Origin of the sequence: Asticcacaulis sp. AC466 (assembly GCF_000495815.1) — a bacterium.
In the GTDB taxonomy this organism is placed as follows: Bacteria; Pseudomonadota; Alphaproteobacteria; order Caulobacterales; family Caulobacteraceae; genus Asticcacaulis.
On sequence record NZ_AWGE01000006.1, the window covers coordinates 164,762 to 190,732 of the forward strand.

Here is a 25,971-nt window from a genome sequence, read left to right on the forward strand (position 1 = left end):
ACCCGCAGGGTTCATAAATGATAATCATTCGCAACCTTTAGAGTGACTATTTATGAAACTGACTGAGTTGCCCGCTTTTTCACCTGCCTTGGTGACCGGTGTCGTCGATGCACATGACGGCGACCTGATCAGTAATCGCTTGCGCGAATTGGGTTTCGTAACGGGTGAAGAGGTCAAGGTTGTCGGGCGCGGGCCAATTGGCGCCGATCCCCTGCTGATACAGATCGGCTTTACGCGCTTCGCTCTGCGCCGTTCGGAAGCGGCCCGGGTGACGGTTGAGCGGGCGGCATAGGATGGACACGCTTACAATTGCTCTCGTCGGCAACCCGAATTGCGGGAAGACGGCGCTTTTCAACCAACTGACGGGCGCCAAGCAAAAGGTCGCCAACTATGCCGGTGTGACCGTCGAGCGCAAGGAAGGCCACTTCACCGCGCCCTCCGGCCGCAAGGTGCAGGTGCTCGACCTGCCCGGCACCTATAGTCTAGATGCCATGGGCCCGGACGAGATTATTACGCGGGACATCTGCCTGGGGCGCCGGCCGGGCGAGACCATGCCTGACCTGATCGTTTGCGTCGCCGATGCCACCAATCTGCGCCTGCATCTGCGTTTCGTGCTGGAGGTCAAGCGCCTGGGGCGGCCGATGATTCTGGCGCTGAACATGATGGACGCGGCCCGCAAGCGCGGCATTCAGATCGATACGGCCCGCCTGGAACAGGAACTGGGTGTTAAGGTGATCGAAACCGTCGCGGTCAAGGCGGACGGTACGGCAGCGCTGGTGGCGCATCTCGACGCCAATGTGGCGCCACACGTGCCTGAAATTCGTGAAAGCGGCGACCTGCACGGCGATGTCCGCCGCATTCTTAAGGCTGCCGTCGTCATGCCGACACGGACGTCCCTGATCGACGACCGCCTGGATGGCATCCTGCTCAACCCGGTTCTCGGCATTCCCATACTCGTGGTCATCATGTTCTTGGTGTTCCAGTCGGTTTTCACCTGGGCGACGCCGGCCATGGACTTCATTGAAGGCAGTATGCGCTGGCTCGGCGGGGTGGTGACGGAAACCCTGCCGGACGGCCTGTTGAAAAGCTTCATTGCCGATGCCCTGATCGGTGGTCTGGGGGCGGTGATCGTCTTCCTGCCGCAGATTCTGATTCTGTTTTTCTTTATTCTGATCCTCGAAGAGTCCGGCTATCTGCCGCGCGCCGCCTTTCTGCTCGATAACCTGATGTCGAAGGCCGGCCTGACGGGGCGGTCGTTCATTCCCTTGTTGTCCAGCCATGCCTGCGCCATTCCCGGCATTATGGCCACGCGATCGATACACGATGTCCGCGACCGCATAACCACCATCCTTATCGCGCCCCTGATGACCTGCTCGGCGCGCATTCCGGTCTATACGCTGCTCATCGCCGCCTTCGTTCCAGAACAAAAACTGTGGGGTTTTGTCAGTCTGCAAGGCCTGATCCTGTTCGGCATGTATATCATCGGCATCACGGGGGGGCTGACGGTCTCGCTCGTCATGTCGATCTTCCGGCGCGACAAGAGCGAACATCCGCTGATCATGGAACTGCCGTCCTATAGATTGCCGCACGCCAAGAACCTGCTCATCGGTTTGGGTGAACGCGCCATGATCTTCATGCGCCGCATCACCGGCATCATCTTTACCGTCAATACCCTGTTGTGGGTGCTGACCACCTTCCCCGGCAAGCCCGCGGGCGCGCAAGGCCCAGATATCGATTACTCCGTCGCCGGCATGATCGGCCATTGGATGGAAGCGGTCTTCGCGCCCATCGGCTTCAACTGGCAAATCTGTGTTGCCCTCATTCCCGGTCTCGCTGCGCGCGAAGTGGCCGTTTCGGCGCTGGGCACCGTCTATTCGGTCTCCGGTGATGATGCCGCCGTGGCCGATCAACTGGGGCACCTTATTTCGGCGCAGTGGCCGCTCGCCACGGCCTTGTCCCTGATGGCCTGGTACGTTTTCGCGCCGCAATGTCTGTCCACCCTGGCCGTGATCCGCCGCGAAACCAATTCCTGGAAAATGGTTGGCGTGACGGCTGGGTATCTGTTCGCCCTGGCCTATATTGCGGCGTTCCTGACCTACCAGATCACGCACTATTTCGTACCGGGAGTCTGACCGCATGTATGCCAACGTCCAGGCCGTCATTATTGTCCTCATTGTCGCCTTCTGCGTCGTGCAGATGCTGCGCCGCCTCATGCCCAAGCTTAGCCGCGAGCTTCAGGTGAAAGGCGCGGACGCATTGACCCGCGCCGAATTACCCCCTGTCGTTCAAGCCATAGGGCAGACCCTAAAACCGGCCGAAATCACCGATAGCGGCTGCGGCTCCGGCTGCGGCAGTTGCAAGGGGTGTTCGCTGTCGGAACTGAAAAAGGGGTAAGACCCTATTCCGCAGGACAGGCCGCCCCCGGCCTGGTTTCGATCAGGCGAATATCCGCCACTGATATATCCAGGCTGCTGGACGTTTCCATACGGGCTACGCTCGGCGTTGCGGACAGGTCCTGCGCCTTGAAGCAGGACAGGGGCACGGCCAGTGTCGCATAGGCCGCAGGGGATGACGTTTTTAGCCAGGCTGTGACCGGGACGGACGCCGTGCCGACGCCCAGACGCACCTCGCCGGTCGGCGCTGAATTGACACGGACAGACAGTGAAATCATCATTGCGCCATTGGCTTCGCGGGCAATGTCGGAGGGCTTTTCGGCGCCGACTTCCAGCGCGGCCCTGGCCTTGCCGTTCCACATGGCGTGCAAGGCACCGTCATCCTGCGGCGATACCGTCAGAGCCGCGGAGCCGTACAGGGTTGCCTGTGTGCCGACATACTCCATGCGATGCTGGGCATCGTCGGATAGGCTAATCTTATAACCATTCCAAGCGGTGCCCTTGGTGTAATACACGTTTTTCTCGCCGTAGCGGACGGTGTCGGCCACCTCGACAAGGTGGGGCGTGACCGCCGGCGCGGCGTAGCTAAGCCCGTAACCATAGGCGAATTGCGGATCATAATTGGCGTCACCGACATTCAGCGGTGTCTGGTCTGGCCGTTTTGGCCACGAAAAACTTAAACGCCCCTGAAAATCGCGCTTGCCGGTCAGTACATCAGCGATTCCGGCGCCTTCCGATCCGGGCAGCCAGGCAGCGACAAAGGCATCGGCGGCGTTGATCTGAGGATTCACATACAAAGGCCGGCCGGACATCATTACGGCGACAACAGGAATGCCCTGCGCCTTCAGCTTGCGGATCAGGGCAAGCGATTCGACATTATCGTGGTGCAGGGCGACATCTGACTGATCGCCCATGAATTCGGCATAGGGCGTTTCACCGAATACCACGATAGCGACGTCCGGGGTCTGGGGTGCGCTGCCGTCCGGGCTATACAGGACCTGGCCACCGGAGGCTTCGATCTCGGCTTTGAGTCCTTCATAGATGGAGGTGGCGCCCGGAAAATCGGCATTTTTGTTGTCGGCGCCTTGCCAACTGAGCGTCCAGCCGCCCGACTGCATGGCGATATTGTTGGCGCCATCGCCAGCGATCAGCACCCTGGCCATCGGTTTCAAAGGCAGGACGCCGGAATTTTTGAGCAAGACGAGCGATTTGGCGACGGCTTCGCGGGCAACGGCGCGATGTTCCGGCGTACCGACCGGGCGGTAGGTCGCGGGGCGGTTGGCGGGAGAAGGCTGCTCGAAAACCTTCATGCGCATCTTGACGCGAAGGATACGGCGGACGGCATCATCGAGGCGCTGCATAGAAATGGTGCCATTTTTTACGTCGCGCACCAGGTTGGCGTGCAGCAGCTTCCAGTCCTGAGGCTGATTGAAAATGTCCAGACCGGCATTGAAGGCGGCGGCGCAGTCGGAATTGGTGCAGCCGGGAATCTGGCCATGGGCCAGCCAGTCGCCCATGACGAATCCATCGAAACCCATCCGGCCTTTCAGCACATCGGTCAGCAAGGCCCGGTTCGCGTGCATCTTCGTGCCGTGCCAGGCGTTGTAGGACGCCATGACGGACTGTGTGCCGGCATTGATGGCCTCGACATAGGGGGCGCCATGCAGGCGGGCCAGGTCGGTTTCGGAAACCGTCGAATTTCCCTGATCGCGTCCGCCGTCGGTCGATCCGTCGCCCAGGAAATGCTTGGCGGTCGAAATGACATGGCTGTCGTCAAGGAAGGTCGCGCCCTGTCCCTCTATGCCCGCCACCATGGCGGCGGCATATTGCGCAACGATTTTAGGGTCTTCGGAGTAGCTTTCATAGGTGCGGCCCCAACGGTCGTCACGCGCCACGGCGATGGTGGGCGCGAAGGACCAGTCCATGCCGGTGGACCGGACCTCGGCGGCGGTCACTTCGCCGATGCGCCGGATCAGGTCCGGATCATGCGCGGCGCCTAAGCCAATATTGTGCGGAAACAAGGTCGCACCGTAGACATTATTGTGACCATGCACGGCGTCCGATGCCCATATGAGCGGGATAGTGACCTTCTGGCCCGGCCGTACGGATGCCTGGTAATAGGGTTCGATCAGATCGACCCAGTCCTTCATCGTTGCATGGGGGTTGCCGTTCGGCACCGCGCCCCCGCCGTTCTCTATTGAGCCAATGTGGTATTTTGCCACCTCTTCCGGTTTGATGGTCTTCCATTCCGGCTGTATGACCTGGCCGACCTTTTCTTCGACCGTCATCTGCGCCAACATGGCGGTGATGCGCTTTTCCATGCCCGGATCGAGACCGATCGGTGACTTCGCGACTGGCCACAGTCCCGGATGGACGACGGCTGGCGATGGGCCTGTGGGGGAGGGGCTTTTGGGCGCGGCATCCACCGCAAAGGCAACGGCAACAAGCAGCGCAGCCACGGAGGCGGCGCCCTTCGAGAGGGGGCTGAGGGACATGGGCGCTTCTTCTCCACTGATTATATTTTTTTACAGAGGATCACGATGACAGCGTTGTCGTCAAGTCCCTATTGACACCGGTGATATCGCGTCTCTATTCAGATTCACCCATAAAAAAGTTGAGGAGACGCGGGTGCAAACCACATTGAATTTGGGCGAAGCGGAAGCGCGCCTGGCTATAGATGCCTGCGTCCACGCGCTCAAGACGCGCGGCAAGGCGGGCGTCGTCGCGGTCGGTGACAGCCATGGCGAATTGCTGGCCCTATGGCGCACGGACGGTTGCGCCTTGCCACCGATCGTCATCGCTCAGAACAAGGTGTATACGGCTGCCCGCGTGCGTGGTCCGTCCGGCGACCTGGGGCGCGCCGCGCAAATTGACGGCTCGGACGTGCATTACCATGGCGATGCCCGCTATGTTGGCTGGGATGGCGGCGCGCCCGTCATATATAACGGTCAGTGTATTGGCGCCGTCGCGGTCAGCGGCCTGTCCGGCGTCGAAGATCTCGAAATCGCCCATATCGGCATCACGGCAATTCTCAACTCTCTGGACGCATAAAAATCATGGCCTTTCCTGTTCCCTACGTCGCCTCACCCACCCGTTACGACACCATGCCCTACCGCCGCTGCGGGCGTTCGGGGCTCAAACTGCCGGCGATTTCGCTGGGCCTGTGGCAGAATTTCGGCGGTGTCGATGTCTATGAGACCGGACGTGCCATTTTGCAGTACGCCTTCGACAAGGGCGTTACGCACTTCGACCTGGCCAACAATTACGGCCCGCCCTATGGTTCGGCGGAAGAGACGTTCGGGCGCGTCATGGCCTCCGATTTCAAGGCGCATCGCGACGAACTGGTTATATCGACCAAGGCTGGCTGGGATATGTGGCCCGGGCCCTATGGCGATGTCGGCGGTTCGCGCAAATACCTGATTGCGTCGTGCGACCAGAGCCTGAAGCGCATGGGGCTGGACTATGTCGATATCTTCTATTCGCACCGTGTCGATCCGGAAACGCCATTGGAGGAAACCATGGGGGCCTTGGTCACCCTGCATCGCCAAGGCAAGGCGCTCTATGTTGGCATTTCTTCCTACTCACCGGAACTGACGCGCAAGGCTGCCGCCATACTGAAATCGGAAAATGTGCCTCTGCTGATTCATCAGCCCTCCTATTCCATGCTTAATCGCTGGATCGAGGAGGAACTGCTCGATACGCTCGAAGACCTGGGCACAGGCTGCATCGCTTTTTCACCCCTGGCCCAGGGCATGCTCAGCAACAAATACGTCAATGGCGTGCCGGCTGACGCCCGCGCCGCCAAGGCGGGGTCCTTCAATCAAAAACTGATCACGGACGACAATATTCGCCGCATTCGGGCGCTCAACGATATCGCGAAAAAGCGCGGCCAGACCTTGGCTCAGATGGCTATTGCGTGGGTTCTGCGTGATCCTCGCGTCACCTCGGCGCTGGTCGGGGCCCGTACGGTAGAGCAGATGGCAGACACGCTGAACTCGCTGAACAATCTTGCCTTCACCGATCAGGAACTGGCCGACATCGACACCTACGCCACGGAAGGCGGAATCGATCTCTGGAAGGTCTCTTCGACACTGTAGAGACAGGTTAAGTTTGCTTATCTGTCGGGCGATTTTTTGATCGCTCGGCAATCTACAAAAATTCGGTAGCCGCGTGAATCCTGTCTTCTCCGACCTGCCCGTCAGTATTTTCGAGATCATGTCGCTGGAAGCGCGGGCGCGCGGTGCGATCAACCTCGGGCAGGGCTTTCCGGAGGTGGACGGCTTTGCGGACGTGCGCGAAGCCGCCGGGCGGGCCTTGATGACGCAGTCGAACCAGTATGCGCCCATGCGCGGATTGCCGATCCTGCGCAACGCGGTGGCCGACTTTTACCATCGGGTGCAGGGCGTGACGGTTGATCCGGATACTCAGGTCCTGATTACATCGGGCGCCACCGAGGCCATCTGCGCCGCTATTATTTCGATGGTCACGCCCGGCGATGAAGTGGTGGTCTTTGAGCCGATGTACGACGCATACGTCCCTCTCATCCGTCGCGCCGGCGGCGTACCACGCATTGTGCAGCTCAGACCGCCGCATTGGGAATTCAGCGACGACGACCTCCGGAATGTCTTCAGTGATAGAACGAAGCTGGTCCTCATCACCACCCCCAACAATCCAACGACCCATTGCTTCAGCCGCGAACAATTGACCCTGCTGGGTGACTATTGCCAGCGTTTTGACGCGTGGGTGATGAGCGACGAGGTGTGGGAGGAGGTTGTCTTTGACCGCGCACATGTCAGCGTGCTGCACATTCCGACGCTGGCGCAACGCGCGATCAAGATCGGCTCGGCGGGCAAGATATTCTCGCTCACCGGCTGGAAGGTCGGCTTCGTTGTCGCCGAAAAGGCGCTTATCGATCAGGTGGCGCGGGCGCACCAGTTTATCACCTTTGCGACGCCCCCTGCCTTGCAACACGCCGTTGCCTATGGCCTGGGCTTGCCACGAGACCGGTTCGAGGCAGCGCGTGCGGAATTGAAATCGCAACGCGATTACCTGGCGGGATTATTGGCAGAGGCGGGGTTTGCACGCCTGCCAACCGAGGGCACCTATTTCCTGAATATCGATCTGGCCGCTTCCGGTGTGACGGGTTCGGGGCTCGATTTTGCCTATCGCCTGGTTCGCGAACAGGGTCTGGCCACGATCCCGTTGCAGGCTTTTTGCGAAACCGGACGCGACCTGCCGGTGCTGCGCCTATGCTTTGCCAAGGCGCGCGACAGCCTGACGCGCGGTGCAGCCGCTTTGGCGGCGGCGCGTAAGGCAAACTAGGCCTTACTCTACCGGTTCCATGTGGAATGGCGTGACGCACAGAGTGGCGCGGATCGCGTTGCAAAGCGAGTCACGCACGGCTTTGAAATCGCTGTCTGTTTTGGTTTGGCGCGCCGGATCGGCCATGAAGGCTGCGGTGGCCGGCCATAGTCGTTCATAGCTGTACAGATGTATGTCGGCCTTCATCTCAGGGGCTGCCGCCTGAACATTGCGAACATTCTGGAAGGTGTCATCGACAAAATAGACATCGGTGTAACGATGCCCTTTCAGGCTTTTGAGCAAAATGCCCAGCATGACGCCCTTGTCCTGGCCGGACAGCATCATGACGCCGTCAGAAACCGTCACCGGACGATAGGGTTTTGTTTGTACCGAAATGCGCGCCCGCTTCGCCGCCCGGCGAATTTCGGCATCCCCCAGATTGCCCCGGCGCACGCACAGAGGCGGGCCGCATTCCGGCGCCGACGACAGGTCGATGCCATTGGCTTTCAGGGCGGCTTCGGTGGCGCCGCGCAAATCGGACCCGCGCGCGCTCAAGGCATAGACGGCTATTCCGGCGGTCTGAAGGCGCCTGACCTGCTGGGCCGCGTCCGGCTGCGTGGGGGATAGGGTGCTGAGTTGCAACAGGGCGGTGTTGTTGAGCAACAGGGCCTGAAAACCAGCCTCGCTTTTATCGCGTGTCTGTTGCCAGTTGAACCAGGTGTCGCTGCCCAGGTCTTGGGGCATGGTGAGGAGCGTATTGTCTATGTCGAAAACGACCAGGACGCGGCGGCCTTGCGCATGGGCGGCCAGGGCGGCATCAACCGGATTGGCCAGGTCGGTGACGGAGGTATAGGCCGGTTGTGGCTTTTGCGCGGCCTTGGCAGCGGCAGGCAAACACGCCAGGGCGGCGATCAAAAAAACGTATGACAGTTTCATGACGGTTTGTTAGCGCGCTTTTGCGCCAAAAACTAGCCGCGTCCCTCAATCAGCTTGCGCAGGCTGTCGAAAATCTCTTTGCGCATCTTGGCATCGTGCCGCCCAAGGCCGCCTTGGCGCGCGGGCGGTACATGAGCCATCGGGTCGCCGTCGACCTGGAAGATATAGTTGTCGAACATGGCCTTCCAATAGACCTTGTCCGCCGGCGAAATGTCCTTGAGCGACAGGAGCGCCGCCAGAAAAGCCGACATGGGGTTTTCGACCGTGGAGGCGCTATTGCCCCACCAGTAGTTGATCAAGACGTTGAAGGGGCTGAGTGACTGAACGTGGTGCCACCAGTATTTCGGCACATAGAGGGCGTCACCCGGCTCAAGTTCAGCGACCGTGGCCGCGGCTAACGCATCTTTCAGGCGCGGGAAGCTCTCGAAGTCCGGTTCCTCCAGGCTCGCCAGGGAAATGGCGCGTCCGGACGGGGTATGATCCATCGGGCCGATATACAGGTTTTTTAGCTGCTCCGGCGGGAACAGGATGAAGCGCCGTCGCCCGGCAACGACGCAGGCCAGATTATGATCGTTGTCGTTATGGGTTTGTGCGCGGGTGGCGTTGCTGATCCAGATGCGCGGGGCAATGGCGGGCGGGAGAAGCGGATTTATATTTTCGGCCAGGAAACCCGGCAAATAGTCCTTGATCACCGTGGACTGGATGTAGGTGTAGGGCGGATTGGGGTGATCCATCGCCGCCAGAATCTGGTCTATGCCGGCTGAAACCGTTTTGAACCGCTTGTTGAAATTGAATTCGCTCATGTCGGGGCTGTAGGAGAAGCGGCCCTTTACCCCACTATGGGCTTCAAGCACGGTTGTTGGATGGCCGGTGTCGAGCGCTTTCAAATATTGCGCCATGGGTTCAGCCCCGGCCAGGCCGCACCTTACTGAGGGCCAGTCCGCGACCAGTCCCCGCATCAGGACGGGCCGGTTCGCCGACAAGATTGCCTGCGCGAACATATCCGGCGTAATACCATCGATCGTATCGACGCGGGATGGGGATTCGATGATGTCCGGCATCGGGAACTCTGGGTATAGATTTGGGTTGACCCTTGCGGCGCGAATTAGGCCACGGCTTGGTGGTAGATCAGGGCGATTGTCTTGGCAAGGTGTGCCGTGTCGTCCGCCGTGAGTGACTGCACCAATGCTGGACCAATCAGTGAAGCCTGTGAGGGTGTGGCCTCAAAAATCTCTACGGTATGGTGCGGACACGCATATGGCGATTTCGTCACACATAGTATCGCCTTGGTTTAGCCTGCTGGATTGGCTTTGTCAGATCTCTCACTATCATTTACGCTCATTGGGGTGTTAAAAGCCGATATATTGAATTGATTTATAACGATTTTTATGCCGAAGCCGCACGTTGATTTATATTTTAAATCTAGAAGTGCAGCCAATAATCCGGGCGCAATGAGGAGCGTGAACCGGTTCATGACCGGTGGGAAGTGTGGCATTCGTGCCATCTTTGGGCCAGATTGTGGCGAAAACCTATCTTGAGGCTGGATATTCTTACGACGTTTCTGTAACAAATAAAGACGAAATAATTAATCAGGTCGAGAAGCGTCACAGGTTACCCCGGAAATTGAGAGACATGCGGCAGTACTGTCGGCTCAATTAATTTTGACATATGCGTCAAATTAATTGTCGTCAGCTGACCAAGCGTGCGAATTGCCAGTCCGGACCATCCTGATCAAGACAAACCCGCTTAGCTCGTCACGGTTGCTGTTTTGTATAACGGTCTCACCGGCAGCATCTCGGGTCTGCCGTTCAGGACAACTAGGGAGAAGAAGTATTATGAGAGATACCAAAGGCAAGGCTCGCGGGCTGACCCTGTTGAGCGGCGCGTCCGCCGTCGCCTTGACCGCCATGGCTGCCAGCCTGGCGGTTCCTGCGTTTGCGCAGGATGCTAAGGCGACAGACGATTCCGGCGCGCAACAGGTCGTCGTCGTCGGCGTCCGCCGCTCGCTGAAAACCGCCCAGCAGATCAAGAAGGATGCCGATACCGTCGTCGATTCGATCACGTCCACCGATATCGGTTCGTTCCCGGATAAGTCGGTCGCCGAGGCGCTGCAACGCGTCGCCGGTATCACGGTGACCCGCTTCGCCGCCGCTACCGATACGGCGCACTTCTCGGCCGAACCCTCCGGCGTTCTGGTTCGTGGTCTGCAACAGGTCCGTTCCGAATTCAACGGCCGTGACGTGTTCTCGGCCAACTCATCGCGCGGCCTGTCGTGGGGCGACGTATCGCCCGAGCTGATGGCCGGTGTCGATACCTACAAGAACCAGACGGCTGATCTGATCGAAGGCGGTATCGCCGGGTCGATCAACCTCAAGACCCGCCTGCCTTTCGATTCCAAGGGCCGCCTTCTGGCGCTGTCGGCCGATGCCTCCTACGGCGATCTGGCCAAGAAGTGGACGCCGTCCTTCTCCGGTATCTATTCTGATCGCTGGTCGACCGATATGGGTGAGTTCGGCCTGATGGTGAACGCCGCCTATTCGGACATCGCCACGACCTCGCAGGGCATCCAGTACGGTCGTATGGGTATCTTCTGTAATGACCAGAATCTGGGCGAGCACGATACGTGTAACGGCAACCAGTTTGGCCACAACGATGCCGACACGACGCACAACTTCGCCTATATTCCCGTCTCAACGACGTTGCGCGATACGAATTTCGATCGCACGCGTCACGGCATCTCCGCTGCCGGTCAGTGGGAAAGCCCGAACAAGAGCCTTCTGGCGACCTTGCAGTTCAATACGTCCAGTTATGAAAACAAGTGGCATGAGCACGCCGTCACTTCGAACTATTTCGACGTTTGGGCGCAACCGCTCGGCTATCAGTTCTCGAACGATACGGCGGCAAAGCCGCTGCCGGGGCAGAGCTTTACCTTCAATGATCAGGGGCTGTTCCAGACGGGCGTCCTGACATCGGATATCGGCTGGTGGGGTGCCGATAATGCTGGCTCGGCCGTGATCGCGCAAAATTCGTCCGGGCAGCAAATGGTAAATGCCTGTTACGGCTGGAACGGATGCGAGCCCAATCGCCGCGGCGCTACTGTGGGAACAGCTACGCGCTTTAACCACAACAAGGAAACAACCACCGATACCTCGTTCAATTTGCGCTGGATCATCAGTGACCGTCTGCGTGCCAACTTCGACGTTCAATATGTCGACGCCGATGTCACCAATTATGACATCGAAATCGATATGAACTCGTTCGCCAATGTCGGTTTGGACGCGACCGGCAAGTATCCGGTCACCACCCTGTCGCCGGGGACCAATATCAACCTGTCGGCAGGTGGTTTGGCCAACCCAAATAGCTACTACTACAACTCGGTCATGGACCACACCGAAGACTCCCACGGCAAGGAACTCGCCAGCCGTTTCGATCTGCAGATGTCGTTTGACGAAGGCTGGATCGACACCCTGAAGGTGGGCGTCCGTTACGCCGACCGTCAGCAGAACGTGAACTGGTCGGCCTACAACTGGAAGAATATCTCTAACACGTACAGTCCGAATGCCTCGACCTTCAACATCGATACGCCCCTGCGTACCGGCGGTCCGCTCTATCATGTTGAAGATTTCGGCACCGAGTTCATGCATCGCAGCGACCTGATCAATCAACATCAGTTCGTCTTCTTCAACTATGATACGCTGGAAAGTCGTGCGGCGTTGTCGAAGGCCATGAGCCAAGCCAGCACAGGCATCGGTTCGTGGATTCCAATCTGCGATCGAACCGACGAAGTTGCCAACAGCTGCTATACGGCGGCTGAACAGATGGATATCGAGGAAGAAAGCTACGCCGGCTATCTGCAGGTTAAGTTCGGCGGCAATGACAAGACGATCTTCGGCAAGGCCGTTACCGGTAATGCCGGGGTGCGCTGGGTTCAGACCAACATCACCTCAAAGGGTGGTGGCGTTAAATATCCAGACGCCTTCGAATATAACCAGAACAACTGCGATGGATCTTTGACTGCCCTGGAGCAGTCTCAGGCACAGGCCGCAGGCCAGTATGCGGTGTTCCTGCCCTGTATCACCAATCACTCCGTGGACGACGTTGCTTTCCGCGATGGGGCCATCACCGGGGATGCGCAATTCCCGGCGGTCGTCAATACAACGCACATCAACTTCCTGCCTTCGTTCAACATGAAGGTTCAGTTGAATGATACCTGGCTGGCGCGCTTCGCCTATTCACGCGCCATGTCGCGTCCGGACATGGGCTATCTGCGCAACTACTTCTACGTCCAGGGGTCGGCCTTGACCTCGTCAGAAATGTATATCGGTAACCCTAATGTGGTTCTGGGTACGGGTACGGGTGGTCCGGCCACAAGCTGTGACGTGGGTACACCCTGTAGCTACAAGGGGTATCGCTATACAGCGTCTTCCGGTAACCCATACCTGAAGCCGACCACGGCCGATCAATACGACCTGACGTTCGAAAACTACTTCGCCGCGGTCGGTTCGTTCTCGTTCGACCTGTTCTACAAGAAGTTCTACGATTACGTCCAGAACGGCACGCGTCAGGTCGTTACGCTTACCCATGCAGGCGTAACACGTGACGTTCAGGTTACCGGACCGGTCAACGGTCAGGGCGCCAGCCTGAAGGGCTTCGAAGTGGCCTATCAGCGTTACTTCGACTTCCTGCCCGCGCCGTTTGACGGCTTCGGTATTCAGGCGAACTACACCCATATCAAGAATACTGGTGTTAAAAATACAGGCCTGGGTTCGACCTCCGCCGGCGGCGGCGGTGGTCTGGGTTCGGCAGGCGGCGGCGTTATCGCGGCCTACGACAACATCACGGTGGATCGCCTGGAAGGGCTGTCGGACGACTCGTACAACCTCATCGGCATGTACGAAAAGGGTCCGTGGGCCTTGCGCGCCGCCTATAACTGGCGCTCGAAGTTCCTGGTCACCGCCGCTGACTGCTGCGTCGGTTTCCCGATCTGGCAAAAGGGCATAGGTTACCTCGATGCGTCGGCCCGTTATCGCGTCAACGACAATATCGAACTGTCGATCCAGGGCTCCAACCTGCTCGACTCCGATACGGTCCTGATGCAGCAGGTCGACAACCGTGGCACCCTGATGCCGAACGCCTGGTTCAAGAATGACCGTCGCGTTCAGGTCGGCGTCCGCCTGAAGTACTAAGAGACCCTACACGGGGCAAAGGGGGAAGCGCGTCGCGGGAAACTGCGGCGCGCTTGCTTTTTTTGCGGGCGGCGGGCAACCTGCATTGCATAATAAGTCGCGCGGCAAACCGCGCCACTGGAGGCGTATATAATGGCATCACCCCTCAAGGTCGTCATCCTGGGCGGCGGGACGTCTGGTTGGATGTGTGCAGCCGCCCTGTCCGCCATCCTGAAGCCGGGGACGCCCAGCAGCATCCTTGACCTGCGATTGATCGAATCGGCGGATATCGGCACGGTCGGTGTCGGCGAGGCGACCCTGCCTCATATAAAGGAATTCAACGATTTCCTCGGCATCAACGAAGCCGAGTTCATGCGCAAGACCAAGGCGACCTTCAAGCTGGGGATCGAGTTCCGCGACTGGGGGCAGGTGGGCAACAGCTACATCCATCCTTTCGGGACATTTGGTCAGACCCTGGCCGGCGTGGAGTTCCAGCACTACTGGACGCGCGCCCAGGCCTTGGGCGAAGCAGCGTCGATCGAGGACTATTCCTACGCCATCCAGGCCGCGCGCGGCCAGAAATTCGATTTCCCATCGGAAGACAAGGAATCGATCAAATCGACATTTTCCTACGCCTATCATTTCGACGCCGGCCTTTACGCCGCATTCCTGCGCGACTTCGCCGAAGCACGGGGCCTCAAACGGACCGAAGGCAAGGTTGAAACCGTTGCTCTGAAACCGGACAGCGGTGATATTGCCAGCCTGACCCTGGCGTCGGGTGAGGTGATCGAAGGCGACCTGTTTATCGACTGCTCCGGTTTCCGCGGTCTGTTGATCGAAGATCACCTGCACGCCGGTTGGGAAGACTGGTCGCGCTGGTTGCCATGTGACCGCGCCTTGGCGGTTCCGAGCGAACGCACCGACGACTTCCCTTCGTACACGCGTTCGACCGCCCTATCCGCCGGCTGGCAATGGCGCATTCCGCTTCAGCACCGGACCGGCAATGGCTATGTCTACAGCAGCGCCTTCATTAGCGATGACGACGCCCAAAAGGCCTTGCTGGCCAATCTCGACGGCGCGGCCCTGATGGACCCCAAGCCTCTTCGCTTCAAGGCCGGACGCCGCAAGAAATCCTGGTACAAGAACTGCCTGACCATCGGCCTGTCGTCTGGCTTCCTCGAACCGCTCGAATCGACGAGCATCTATCTGGTCCAGATCGCGGTCCAGACCTTGATCGCCCTGTTTCCGTCCAGCAAGCCGGGTGAACCGATCGACGACAAACTGGCCGATGAATTTAACCGCCTGATCGATATCGAATATGAACGGGTGCGTGACTTCCTGATCCTGCACTATCACGCCAACACGCGCACGGACTCAGCCCTGTGGGACTATGTCCGTCATATGAACGTGCCCGACAGCCTGACGCACAAGATCGAACAGTTCAAACGGCGCGGCTATGTGAAAAAATATCGCGACGGCCTGTTTTCACCGCCGTCATGGCTTGCGGTCTTCATCGGCCAGGGCGTTGTCCCGCACGGCTATGATCGGATGGCCGATACGATGGACGATGCCACGGTGATCGAGAAACTGGCCGATATGCGGGTACGCATCCGTGCCAATGTCGACGCCATGCCGGATCATGCGGATTTTGTCCGCGACTACTGCTTTGTCCCGCCTGCGAAAGTCATGGCTGAGGTGTCGAAATGAGTGCGCAAAAGATCGATAAGGTTGTCATTTGCGGCCGCGATGCGGCGGCCTGGCTGGCGGCCAATGCCTTGTCGCGCGCTTTTAGCCGCAGCGGCCTGACGGTGGAAGTCGTTGAGTTGCCGAGCCTGCTGCGGTCTCACGACGTGCTCAGCAGCCTACCGCCGCTGGAGGCCTTTCATCGCCTGCTCGGCTTCGATGAATACGCCCTGATGAAGGCAACTGCGGCGACCTTCAGCCTGGGGCAGAGTTTCGTCAATTTCGCGCGATCGGCGCCGCCCTTCTTCCATGGCTATGGGGGTCACGGCGCGCCCATTGCTGGCCAACCCTTCATGCCATTCTGGATCAAGGCGCGGCAAGCGGGCATGAATGTCGCGCTTGAGGACTTTTCCCTGACCGCCGCGGCGGCAAAGCAGGGACGCTTTTTCTTGCCCACAGAAGCCTACAGCGTGTTTGGTCGTACCGACTACGCCTACCACCTCAAGGCCAAGCCCTATGTGCAATTGCTGAAAACCCATGCCTTGCGTCGCGGGGTGACGGTTCACGCCGCCCGTTTTGTCACGGCGCGTCTGGACGACACCGGCGCAATCCGTGCCGTGGTGCTGCCGGATGGAAGCGAAGTCGCCGGTGATCTCTTCATCGACGCGTCTGACGTCGAAAGCACCTTGCTGGGGGATGCTCTGGGCGTGCCGTTCGACAGCTGGCAGGCGTGGTTCCCGGGCAATCGCGTCTTGACCGTCGCGGGCGAACGCCTACGCAGCCTCCCGCCCTACGGCCAGGTGCGCGCCTTGTCGAACAGCGTCTTGCATCTGGCGCCTGTGCAGGACCAGACCGGGGTGCAGCATGTTTTCAATGACGCGACCTCGAGCGATCAGGAAGCCCTTGAAGCGGCGGCACTGATTTCAAACCTGCGGTTGGCACCGGATGCTGTTGTATCGCCCCTCGCTGTCGGCCGGCGGGTTTCGTCATGGGTAAAGAACTGCATCGCGATTGGCGAAGCCGCGTGCGTCCTCGATCCGATCGACAATGCCAGCCTGCATACCGTCCAACTCGGCCTGGCGCATCTGATCAACCTGTTCCCGCTTGATCGTCATGTCGAGACGGAGGCTTATGAATACAACACCCAAATGGGCAGTGCCTTCGACCGTATCCGTGACTACCAGATCGCCCATTACAAGCTCAATCGCATCGACAACCAACCCATGTGGGATGCGCTGCGTGACATGGCGGTCCCGGAAACGCTGGCTTACAAGATTGATCTGTTCAAGGCGCGCGGCACGGTTGCCATATATGAGGAAGAAACCTTCGAAACCGATGATTGGCTGGCCCTGTTCACCGGCCACGGCCTGATCCCTCGCGGCTACGACCCGGCAATCGATCTGGTCCCGACCGAACAGGCGGTGCCGCAGTTCCAGCGTATGCTGGGCTATATCAAGGCGCAGGTGCAGGATATGAATTCGCATGACGCCTTCCTGGAAATGCACGCCTCCAAGGATTTTGCCTGAATGGATCACCGGATACGCAGGCTCGTCATCGTCGGGGGCGGTACGGCTGGATGGATGACGGCGGCGGCCTTCGCCAAGATACTCGGCACCGTCAATTACGACATCGTCTTGGTCGAATCAGAAGACATAGGCACGGTTGGGGTCGGCGAAGCGACCATTCCGCAAATCCGCACCTATAACGATCTGCTGGGAATAGACGAAAATACGTTCGTGCGCGAAACCAATGGCACGTTCAAGCTCGGCATCCACTTTGTCGACTGGAAGCGTCCGGGGGAGAGCTATATTCACCCCTTCGGCCTCTATGGCGTCGATATGGACGGCATCCCTTTCATTCACTTTTGGCATCGTCTGGCCAATATGGGGGGAAATGGCGACTGGGGCCGCTTTAATGCCGAAACCATGGCCATGCGGGAAAACAAATTTACCCGCATCCCGAAGGGCGAGGCCTCCGGTCTGCCGCAAATCAACTACGCCTACCAATTCGATGCCAGCCTTTATGCCGCTTTCCTTCGCCGCTATGCCGAGGCGCGTGGCGTCACACGGCGGGAAGGCCGGATTGTCCGCGTCGGTCAGGCGCCGGAGTCGGGCAACCTCACTGCGCTGCATCTGGAGAATGGTCAGTCGATTGCCGGCGATTTCTTCATCGATTGCTCAGGCTTCCGTGGTCTGCTGATCGAACAGACGCTAAAATGCGGCTATGAGGACTGGAGCGAGTGGTTGCCCTGCGACCGCGCGGCCGCCGTGCCATCGGCCAAGCCCGACGGGCCGATCACGCCCTATACACGGTCAACCTCGCGAGAGGCGGGATGGCAATGGCGTATTCCGCTCCAGCACCGGACGGGTAATGGCTATGTTTTCTGTTCGGAGTTTATCAGCGAAGATGAAGCCTGCGAAAAGCTTCTGACGCGGCTGGACGGCGCCCCGCTGAAGGACCCGAAGGTGTTACGCTTCACCACGGGCCATCGCCGCAAGATGTGGCACAAGAACGTCGTCGCTTTCGGCCTGGCGTCGGGTTTCCTTGAACCGCTGGAATCGACCTCCATTCACCTCGTGCAGGCGGGCATCGCCAAGCTGCTGGCGCTCTTCCCCCGTACCGGCATAGCCCAAAGCGTCGTCGATCAGTATAACCGGGAAACGATCGCCGATTATGTCAACGTCAAGGACTTCCTGATCGCCCACTACAAGGTCACGGAGCGTGAGGACACGCCTTTCTGGCGACGGTGCAAGCATATGAGCGTTCCCGACAGCCTGACGGCGCGTCTGGAGACCTTCCGGGCCACCGGGCAAGCCGCCGCTCAGCAATGGGAGCTGTTCAAGGAGGTGAGCTGGTTCTCGGTTCTGGCGGGCCAGGGGCTGATGCCGGGAGATTACCATCCAGTCGCCGATGTGATTTCCGACGACGACCTGAGACAACGCCTCGGGCGCCTGCGCAGCCAGGTCGATCAGCGCGTCAAGGGCATGATGTCCCATGATGACTATATCGCCAAATTCTGCGCGGCGCCAAAAGCCGCCTAAGCTACACTTTTCGGAAAGCGCTTTACCGCCTGAGCGCGGCTTCCAGCTTGTCCAGCCCTTCATCTAAGATGTCATCCGAGGCGGTCAGTGGCGCCAGTAGCCGGATCGTGTTTCCATAGACCCCGCAGGATAGCAGGATCAGGCCGTGTTCCTGCGCCTTGAGGCATACCGCCTTGGTTGCCGTAGCATCCGGCGTGTGGCCGCCCGGCTCGGTCACGATATCGAAGGCGATCATGGCACCAAATCCGCGCAGGGCCGATATTGGCACGCTGTCGTTGCGCTGGCTGATGCTTTCGATGCGGGCCTTCAGCCGCGCCCCCTGACGGTTGGCGGCGTCGAGCAGAGCTTCCTCCTCGATAACATCTAATACGGCCAGCGCGGCGGCGCACGCCACCGGATTGCCGCCATAGGTGCCACCGAGTCCGCCGGTTACAGGCGCATCCATCACCTCGGCGCGACCCACGACACCGGACAGCGGATAACCCCCGGCCAGCGATTTGGCCATGGTCATAAGGTCCGGCTTGACGTCGTAATTTTCCATGGCGAACAGCTTGCCGGTCCGGCCAAAGCCGGTTTGAACTTCGTCAGCGATCAGCAGGATGCCATTGTCGTCGCAGATTTTCCGCAAGGCGCGCATGAGCTCGGGTGGCGTGATGAGGAAGCCGCCTTCGCCCTGTACCGGCTCGATGATGATGGCTGCCACGGCATCGGGTGCAATGTCCGCCTTGAACAGGTAGTCGAGCATTTTCAGCGTATCGGCGGTGTCTATACCAGAGGCTTCGACGGGAAAGGGCAGATGGTAGACGCCGGGTTGCTGCGGGCCCAGGTCTTTCTTGTACGGGACCACCTTGCCTGTCAGCGCCGATGTTAGTGCCGTACGTCCGTGAAAGCCGCCGGTAAAGGCGATGACGCCGTCGCGTCGCGTGGCGCAACGCGCGATCTTTACGGCGTTTTCCACCGCTTCGGCGCCGGTGGTGAACAGGACGGACTTGGCCGGCCCGTCGATGGGGGCCAATATGTTAAGCCGTTCGCACAGGGCAATATAGGATTCGTACGGCACGACCTGGAACGCCGTATGGGTGAAGGCGTCCATCTGTTTCAGCGCGGCGGCCTGGACCTTGGGATGGCGATGGCCGGTATTGAGCACCGCAATCCCGCCGGCGAAATCGATGAAGCGATTGCCGTCGGCGTCCCACAACTCGGCGTTTTCAGCGCGGGCGGCGTAAAGCGTGGTGGCGTGGCCTACGCCGCGCGGCACGGCGGCGGCCCGGCGGGTGGCGAGATCGGCGTTATGGGTCATGGTAAGGCTCCGCGAAATTTAGCGAAGAGTACATATTGTGATCACAATTTGCCAGTTGAATTTGATTGCATCTGTGTCTTGTCTGTCGGGATGGAACCCCTTGTTGAAACGGTTATTCTCCTGCACGGCACGGGGCGCTCCCCGCGTAGCCTGGCCTCGCTCGAGAAACGGCTAGCACGCTCTGGCTTCCCGACGTGCAATCTCGCCTATCCCTGGCGCGAGAGGGATATTGCGGGTCTTGCCAGCTTTGTCGCCGATGCGCTCGAAGCGAAAGGCCTGACTGGGCCGACGAACAGATTGCACTTTGTCACCCATTCTATGGGCGGCCTCGTGGTGGCTTATCTGCTCGGTAAACAGCGGGATCGTTTGGCAGCCGAGATTGGCCGCGTTGTGATGTTGGGGCCGCCACTGGGCGGAAGTGAAGTCGCCGACGCCTTGTGCCGATTGCCTGTGTACAGGTGGATGTATGGACCGGCCGGACAGGACCTCGTCACCAACTCCCGCCTCCTCGACAATATCTACCCAGACTATTCGCTCGGCATCATCGCGGGAACCGTCGGCTGGCCATATCCATCCGGACTGATGTTCATCCGCGAACCGAACGACGGTCGTGTGTCCGTGGCGCGGACGCGATGGGACGGTATGGCTGACCATCTGGTCCTGCCCGTGACGCACAGCTTCATGCCGGCGTCTCCCGACGTACAGGCACAGGTGCTGCACTTCCTGAAAATGGGCGCTTTCAGACGGTCCTGAAACAAAAAAACGGAGCGGTTGTGAGGGGACACAAACCGCTCCGCCATTTCAGGACCCGCCGGGGAGAGGGTCCCGAAATTCCTAATATCCGATCAATGGACGTTGGACATGTCGACCGGCCCTTTGGGGCGCGGGATTGTCCAGACCAGAAGGGCGCAACACAGGAACAACACCGCAGCCCCCATGAAGACTTCATTGGTGGACAGCATCAGGGCCTGGCCGCTGACAAGTCGGTCGAGAATGCCAAGCGCCGCACCTGGGTTCACGCCGTGCTGGACCAGGGTTTGCACCGACTGATTGGCGTCCAGCCCGCTGACGATCGCGGCGCGGTTGGACGTGGCGTTGTTTTCCCAGATCGTGGCGACCAGAGACGTCGCAACGGCGCCAGCCATGGTGCGGATAAAGTTCTGCAGGCCGGCGGCATTGGCGGTTTCTTCCACCTTCACCGACCCCATCGATATTTGCAGCAAGGGCATGAAGAAGAAGGGCATGCCGGCGCCCGTAAGGAAGATGAGGAAGGCAATCTGGCCGAAACTCATATCCATATTGGACAGGCCGCGGATGAAGGTGATCAGGGCCAGCCAACCGACGCCGAAGAATATAAGGCGGCGCGGGTCGATCTTGACGGCCAGCTGCGCGGCTATGGGGGCGGCGAAGATCGCCAGAATGCCGACCATGCCTGTGGCGTTGCCCGCCCACGACGCCGTCCAGCCCAGGTTATTCTGTAGCCATAGCGGACCGATGACATTGATGGCGAAAAAGGAGCCTATCATCAAGGCCATGCAAACCATGGCGATGGAAAAGCCCCTGTGCCGGAAGACGCGCAGGTCCACAATAGGATTAGAGTCTGTCAGCTCCCAGATCAGAAAGGCGATGAATCCCAGCACAGCGACAACAGCCAGGGCGACGATAAAGGGTGACGAAAACCATTCATGCTCCTTGCCCAGGTCGAGCATGATCTGCAAGGCGCCGACCCAAAGGACCAGAAGCGCAAGACCAACCACGTCGACGCGTGCTTTGACGGTGCGCGTTTCCTGACTAAGTAGCACCCGCCACACCAGGAAGCCGGCGCCAATGGCGACGGGTACATTGACCAGGAAGATCGACCCCCAGCCGAAATTATCGCACAGGGTGCCGCCCAGCACCGGGCCGGCCACCGGCGCAACAAGGGTGGTGATGGCCCAGATTCCCATGGCCGCCGGTTGCAGTTTTTTCGGGAAGATGGTGAGGAGAAGAGTCTGAGACAGCGGCATCAAAGGCCCGCCGCAGAACCCTTGAAGTATACGGGCGACGACCAGGATTTCCAGCGATGGCGAAATACCACAGAGGAAGGACGCAAGGCCGAACCCGACGAGAGCGACCGAAAAGGTGCGGACAGTGCCGAACCGCATCGCCAGCCATCCGGTCAGCGGTACGGAAATGGCCTCCGCCACGGCGTAGGAGGTGATGACCCATGTGCCTTGCGAGGTCGATACACCCAGCGCACCGGCGATATTGGGCACTGAGACGTTGGCGATTGACACATCGAGAATGGCCACGAAATTGGCCATGGCCAGAAGGATGCCGCACAGCCAGAGCGTCAGCCCTGTCAACGGTACGGGTTCCTTGTAGGTCGGGTCTGGGACGGCGGTGGAAGCGGACATGGTCGCAACTTTCCGATGACGTTAATGTACAATGGTCGCAGGGCTGCGCGCCGGGCAGGTTTTGCCAGAATTCGGACACGCGAGCTCATTCCCCGTTACCTGGCCCCCGCTATCAGGAGAGGGTGCCAAGGGGCGGGAGGGATAGTCGAAACATATTATTAGCCGGTCAGGTCTAGTCGTTGACGCTGATCGTCGCCTTCATGCTCATGCCGACGCGCAGCGGATGTTGCTTTAGCTCGGTGGGATCGAGCGCGATGCGAACGGGCAGGCGTTGGACCACCTTGATCCAGTTGCCGGTGGCGTTCTGTGCCGGGATGATGGCGAAGGCTGAGCCCGTGCCGCCGCTCAGTCCGGCTACCTTGCCGTGGAACTTGATGCCGCCGCCATAGGTGTCGGCGGTCAGCAGAACTGGCTGACCGATGCGCACCTTCTTAAGCTGCACTTCCTTGAAGTTGGCGTTCACATACGCATTGTCAATCGGCACAATGTTCATCAGAACCTGGTTGATCTGGACGCGTTGGCCGATTTCGACGGTATTTTTGGCGATGACCCCGGAAATCGGCGCGCGGATAACCGTGCGGTCGAGGTCGTTCTGCGCTTGTTCGACCTTGACGCGGGCAGCGACGACCTGCGGATTGTCGCCACGGTCGACACCGGAAATCAGGGCGCCATTGGCGGCGCGTTGACCCTGAGCCGCCAGCGCCTGGGCGCGGGCGCTGTTCAGCGCGGCCTGGGTCTGGTCGACCGTCGTCTTGGCATTTTGCAGGTCTTCGCCCGACACCGCGCCGATGGCGACCAGGCTCTTGCGATCATTATAGGCCTTGACGGCATTGTCGTAGGCCGCCTGAGCATTGGCGACCTGGGCCGTCGAGGCATCGGCCTGAGCTGCCAGCGTCGTATCGTTTTCGTAATAGGTGCCGACCTGGCGCTCGACCTGGTCAAGTTGGGCCTTGGCGGACGCGAGCGCCAGCCGGGCGTCGGTGTCATCGAGCACGACCAGTATGTCGCCGGCCTTGACAGCCTGGGTTTCTATAATGTTCGACGATTTGACCGGTGCGGAAATCTGCGCCGTGACGGCGGCGGAACTGGCATCGACATAGGCATTGTCGGTTTCGACCGATTTGCCGCCTTCGATCAGCATGTAGGCGCCAACGGCCAGACCGGCCAACAGCACGACGCCGCCGAAAATGAGAAAGAGCGGACCGCGCGCTCGCGATGATGCCGGAGGTTTACCACCGCCGCTTGGGCCATTGGCACCGGGAACGGGGGGGGCATTGTCTTGCGGGGCCGCATCGGGGGAGGATTGATCGGACATGGGCTAAACTCAGTTTTGGGATTGGTAGCCGCCGCCAAGCGCGGCGATAAAGGTAATGCGATCACGATAGGCTTGGGCCTTTAGATCGGTAATCTCGTTTTCGGCCGATACCACGCGGGCATGAGCGCTGATCACGTCTATTTTCGTGGCCAGTCCCTTGCCGAAACGGGCTTTGGACAGTTCGTAACCTTGTAAGGCCGTGTCGTGACGGCCTTGCGCGGCCGCCAGTTCTGCCGTCGTGGCTTTCGTGCGGCCGGCGGCGTCTGCGACTTCATGCAAAGCGGTTGTCAGGGTCTGGTCATAGGTGGCGACGGCCGAGTTGTAATCCGCCTCATAGGACCGGTAGCTCGCGTTAAGGCGCTTCTGGTGAAAAAGCGGCAGGCTGATGGCTGGACCGAACGATCCAAAATTCGAAGCCGATTGGCCGAAATATTGCAGCCCAAGCGCTTCGCGACCCCAGGACAGAGACAGATTGAGGTTCGGATAGTAGTCGGCCTTGGCGTATTTGATGCCCTGGCCGGCGGCTTCGACACGAAGGCGGGCGGCGACCACATCCGGGCGGCGACCGATCAGGTCCGCAGGTACATTGCCGGGCAGGGTGGTGATTTCGCTAGGCGCCAGTTGCGGCCGTGAAATAGATAGGCCACGATCCGGCCCAGCCCCGACCAGCGCGGCGATCAGGTTATCTTGCAACTGGATAGCGCCATCGATAGTGGCCAGGCGCCGGTCAAGTTGCTGCTGGTCGTCGCGTGCCGACAGGACGGTATCCTTAGGTTCGAGATTGTGGTCGGCGCGCGCCTGATACAGATCAAGCTTGGCAGCGGCGCCACGCTTCAATTCGGCCAGTTCGTCGCGCGTTTCATAAAGGCGGTTCAGTTCGACATAGGCGTTGGCGACGGCTACGGCCAGGTTCTGACGCACCACTTCGCGTTCGACCTCGGAGGCTTTCGCCTGACCGATGGCGCCTTTCAGCGCCGCGCGGCTCTTTCCCCACAGGTCGATATTGTAGTTGGCGTCCAGAGTGATACGCCCCAGTGGCAGGACGCCTTGGGGCAGGACGCTCTTGAATTGCTGTGGGAAGCCCATGTTCAGGCTCTGCTCAGTCGCGGCAACAGACCCATTGAGCGTCAGGTCGGGATCGAGCGCCGATTTGACCTGGGCCTGGGTCGCCAAAGCCTTGTCGAGGCGGGCTTGAGCCGCCAGCAGGTCCGGGGAACCGGCGAAGGCTTCATCGATCAGGGCGCTCAACTGAGCATCGTTGAAGCCCTTCCACCACTCCCGTGCCGGCCACTGACCGCTTTCGGATGGCAGACTCTGGGTCGCGGCGAGATCGCTGTGTGGCGTAATGGTATGCGAGGCGGGAACAGACGCACAGGCCGTGAGTACGGCCGCAGCGGCAACAAGTGCGCTCAGGCTGACCGCTTTCCGCAAGGGAAGGGGGGCTTTATGGGAAGCAGGGGAGTGCATAGGGGGGAGGTCCTGAAACACAAAAAGGTGAACCGTACTGTACAGTCTTCTTTCTTTGCGCTACACTCCAACACGAGTCAAGTGCGAACTGTACAGTATGGTACAAATTTTTATGGAATTGCCAATCAATAATTTCCCCGACGCGCCAGAATTGAAGGACTCTTTGAAAGAGCCGGCGCATACAAAAGACCAGCCGTCCTTCAAGGATCAGCGCCGCGACCGTATAATCCAGGTGGCGCGCAGCGTATTTTATGAAGTCGGCTATGCTGGTGCCAGCATGTCGATGATTTCGAACCGCCTCGGCGGATCGAAAGCGACGCTTTACGCCTACTTCAACAGTAAGGAAGAGCTGTTCGAGGCGATTGTACGCGAACAATGCGGTGAAATGGCAGCCCTGTTCCAGCGTCATATCGGCTCTGAGGATCTGCGCGCCAGCCTTACGGTGATGGCGCGTCAATTGATGAGTGCCGTCATGTCCGATGGTGTTATTCGCACCATTCAACTGGTCGTCGAGGAAAGCTACCGCAATCCGCATCTGTCCGAGATGTTTCATAATGTGATCCAGAGTCAGGGGCGCGATAATTTGATCGGCCTGCTTCAGGCGGCGCACGACAAAGGACAGATCGATGCGCCGAATATTGCCGAAGCGACCATGGTGCTCAAAAGCCTGCTGTTCGGGGACTGCCATTTCAAGCGCATCATGAACCTGTTGCCGGAACCGACCGAGGCGCAACTGCATCGTCAGATTGACCTGGCTATCGACGTTTTCATGACCTATTACGGCCGTCCCGCTGACTGACCGACGAACCGCACGACATATTGTCCGGCGCTCGAAGGGGCAGAATGTGCGCAGGGCGGCGGCCATGTCCTGTCTGCTCATTATGCCGCTCCGGTAGGTTCGCCCGTTTATGAGGGGTGCGCATGTCAGCGTACGTCAGCAGCAATTCGAATTGTTTACTAATGTGTAAATATTT

General features: G+C 59.5%; 19 protein-coding genes. 12 read left to right on the plus strand and 7 right to left on the minus strand.

The window, feature by feature from the left end; translation table 11 throughout:
• Positions 1 to 52 precede the first annotated feature (52 nt).
• The 3 genes from AEAC466_RS29620 to AEAC466_RS29630 are packed head-to-tail and all read left to right on the plus strand — an operon-like array spanning position 53 to position 2,394.
• On the plus strand, positions 53 to 292 hold the full coding sequence (locus AEAC466_RS29620) for a FeoA family protein (RefSeq protein ID WP_023457413.1): 240 nt from the start codon (positions 53 to 55) through the stop codon (positions 290 to 292).
• A gap of 1 nt (position 293) precedes the next feature.
• Positions 294 to 2,132 (plus strand): ferrous iron transporter B, encoded by a 1,839-nt coding sequence (gene feoB / locus AEAC466_RS29625; RefSeq protein WP_023457414.1) that lies wholly within the window; start codon positions 294 to 296, stop codon positions 2,130 to 2,132.
• A 4-nt stretch (positions 2,133 to 2,136) separates the two neighbouring features.
• Complete coding sequence (locus AEAC466_RS29630) at positions 2,137 to 2,394, plus strand: DUF6587 family protein (protein WP_023457415.1); 258 nt, start codon at positions 2,137 to 2,139, stop codon at positions 2,392 to 2,394.
• A 4-nt stretch (positions 2,395 to 2,398) separates the two neighbouring features.
• Here AEAC466_RS29630 and AEAC466_RS29635 read toward each other — a convergent pair whose 3' ends face one another.
• Positions 2,399 to 4,888: a glycoside hydrolase family 3 protein gene (locus AEAC466_RS29635; RefSeq protein ID WP_023457416.1), complete on the minus strand. Its 2,490-nt coding sequence runs from the start codon at positions 4,886 to 4,888 to the stop codon at positions 2,399 to 2,401.
• 133 nt (positions 4,889 to 5,021) lie between these two features.
• Between AEAC466_RS29635 and AEAC466_RS29640 the strand changes: the two genes are divergently transcribed.
• The 3 genes from AEAC466_RS29640 to AEAC466_RS29650 all read left to right on the plus strand — a co-directional run bounded on the left by AEAC466_RS29640 (position 5,022) and on the right by AEAC466_RS29650 (position 7,715).
• Entirely contained in the window at positions 5,022 to 5,444 is a 423-nt protein-coding gene (locus AEAC466_RS29640; RefSeq protein ID WP_023457417.1) for a GlcG/HbpS family heme-binding protein, read from the plus strand.
• Positions 5,445 to 5,449: 5 nt separating this feature from the next.
• Positions 5,450 to 6,490, plus strand: coding sequence for an L-glyceraldehyde 3-phosphate reductase (gene mgrA / locus AEAC466_RS29645; protein WP_023457418.1), 1,041 nt, complete (start codon positions 5,450 to 5,452; stop codon positions 6,488 to 6,490).
• 73 nt (positions 6,491 to 6,563) lie between these two features.
• Complete coding sequence (locus AEAC466_RS29650) at positions 6,564 to 7,715, plus strand: aminotransferase (protein ID WP_023457419.1); 1,152 nt, start codon at positions 6,564 to 6,566, stop codon at positions 7,713 to 7,715.
• A 3-nt stretch (positions 7,716 to 7,718) separates the two neighbouring features.
• Here AEAC466_RS29650 and AEAC466_RS29655 read toward each other — a convergent pair whose 3' ends face one another.
• A complete protein-coding gene (locus tag AEAC466_RS29655) occupies positions 7,719 to 8,630 on the minus strand; it encodes a DUF2608 domain-containing protein (protein WP_023457420.1) in 912 nt (303 codons plus the stop codon).
• Positions 8,631 to 8,662: 32 nt separating this feature from the next.
• On the minus strand, positions 8,663 to 9,691 hold the full coding sequence (locus tag AEAC466_RS29660; protein ID WP_023457421.1) for a cupin-like domain-containing protein: 1,029 nt from the start codon (positions 9,689 to 9,691) through the stop codon (positions 8,663 to 8,665).
• Between the two features lie 774 nt (positions 9,692 to 10,465).
• Between AEAC466_RS29660 and AEAC466_RS29665 the strand changes: the two genes are divergently transcribed.
• From AEAC466_RS29665 to AEAC466_RS29680, 4 genes are all read left to right on the plus strand, one after another.
• Positions 10,466 to 13,816 carry a TonB-dependent receptor gene (locus AEAC466_RS29665; RefSeq protein ID WP_023457422.1) on the plus strand — a complete coding sequence of 1,117 codons (3,351 nt, stop codon included), beginning with the start codon at positions 10,466 to 10,468 and terminating at the stop codon, positions 13,814 to 13,816.
• A 132-nt stretch (positions 13,817 to 13,948) separates the two neighbouring features.
• Positions 13,949 to 15,502 carry a tryptophan halogenase family protein gene (locus AEAC466_RS29670; protein WP_023457423.1) on the plus strand — a complete coding sequence of 518 codons (1,554 nt, stop codon included), beginning with the start codon at positions 13,949 to 13,951 and terminating at the stop codon, positions 15,500 to 15,502.
• Complete coding sequence (locus tag AEAC466_RS29675) at positions 15,499 to 17,004, plus strand: tryptophan halogenase family protein (RefSeq protein WP_023457424.1); 1,506 nt, start codon at positions 15,499 to 15,501, stop codon at positions 17,002 to 17,004. The genes AEAC466_RS29670 and AEAC466_RS29675 overlap by 4 nt, the downstream gene beginning before the upstream one ends.
• Positions 17,005 to 18,519 carry a tryptophan halogenase family protein gene (locus AEAC466_RS29680; RefSeq protein ID WP_023457425.1) on the plus strand — a complete coding sequence of 505 codons (1,515 nt, stop codon included), beginning with the start codon at positions 17,005 to 17,007 and terminating at the stop codon, positions 18,517 to 18,519.
• 22 nt (positions 18,520 to 18,541) lie between these two features.
• Here AEAC466_RS29680 and gabT read toward each other — a convergent pair whose 3' ends face one another.
• Entirely contained in the window at positions 18,542 to 19,819 is a 1,278-nt protein-coding gene (gene gabT, locus AEAC466_RS29685) for a 4-aminobutyrate--2-oxoglutarate transaminase (RefSeq protein ID WP_023457426.1), read from the minus strand.
• Positions 19,820 to 19,909: 90 nt separating this feature from the next.
• Here gabT and AEAC466_RS29690 point away from each other — a divergent pair, with 90 nt between their 5' ends.
• Entirely contained in the window at positions 19,910 to 20,572 is a 663-nt protein-coding gene (locus tag AEAC466_RS29690) for an esterase/lipase family protein (RefSeq protein ID WP_023457427.1), read from the plus strand.
• Positions 20,573 to 20,664: 92 nt separating this feature from the next.
• Here AEAC466_RS29690 and AEAC466_RS29695 read toward each other — a convergent pair whose 3' ends face one another.
• The 3 genes from AEAC466_RS29695 to AEAC466_RS29705 all read right to left on the minus strand — a co-directional run bounded on the left by AEAC466_RS29695 (position 20,665) and on the right by AEAC466_RS29705 (position 24,997).
• Positions 20,665 to 22,215: a DHA2 family efflux MFS transporter permease subunit gene (locus AEAC466_RS29695; protein WP_023457428.1), complete on the minus strand. Its 1,551-nt coding sequence runs from the start codon at positions 22,213 to 22,215 to the stop codon at positions 20,665 to 20,667.
• A 172-nt stretch (positions 22,216 to 22,387) separates the two neighbouring features.
• Entirely contained in the window at positions 22,388 to 23,530 is a 1,143-nt protein-coding gene (locus AEAC466_RS29700) for an HlyD family secretion protein (RefSeq protein ID WP_023457429.1), read from the minus strand.
• A 9-nt stretch (positions 23,531 to 23,539) separates the two neighbouring features.
• Entirely contained in the window at positions 23,540 to 24,997 is a 1,458-nt protein-coding gene (locus tag AEAC466_RS29705) for an efflux transporter outer membrane subunit (protein ID WP_031238432.1), read from the minus strand.
• Positions 24,998 to 25,094: 97 nt separating this feature from the next.
• Between AEAC466_RS29705 and AEAC466_RS29710 the strand changes: the two genes are divergently transcribed.
• Positions 25,095 to 25,796, plus strand: a complete 702-nt coding sequence (locus AEAC466_RS29710) for a TetR/AcrR family transcriptional regulator (RefSeq protein ID WP_023457431.1) — start codon at positions 25,095 to 25,097, stop codon at positions 25,794 to 25,796.
• Positions 25,797 to 25,971 lie beyond the last annotated feature (175 nt).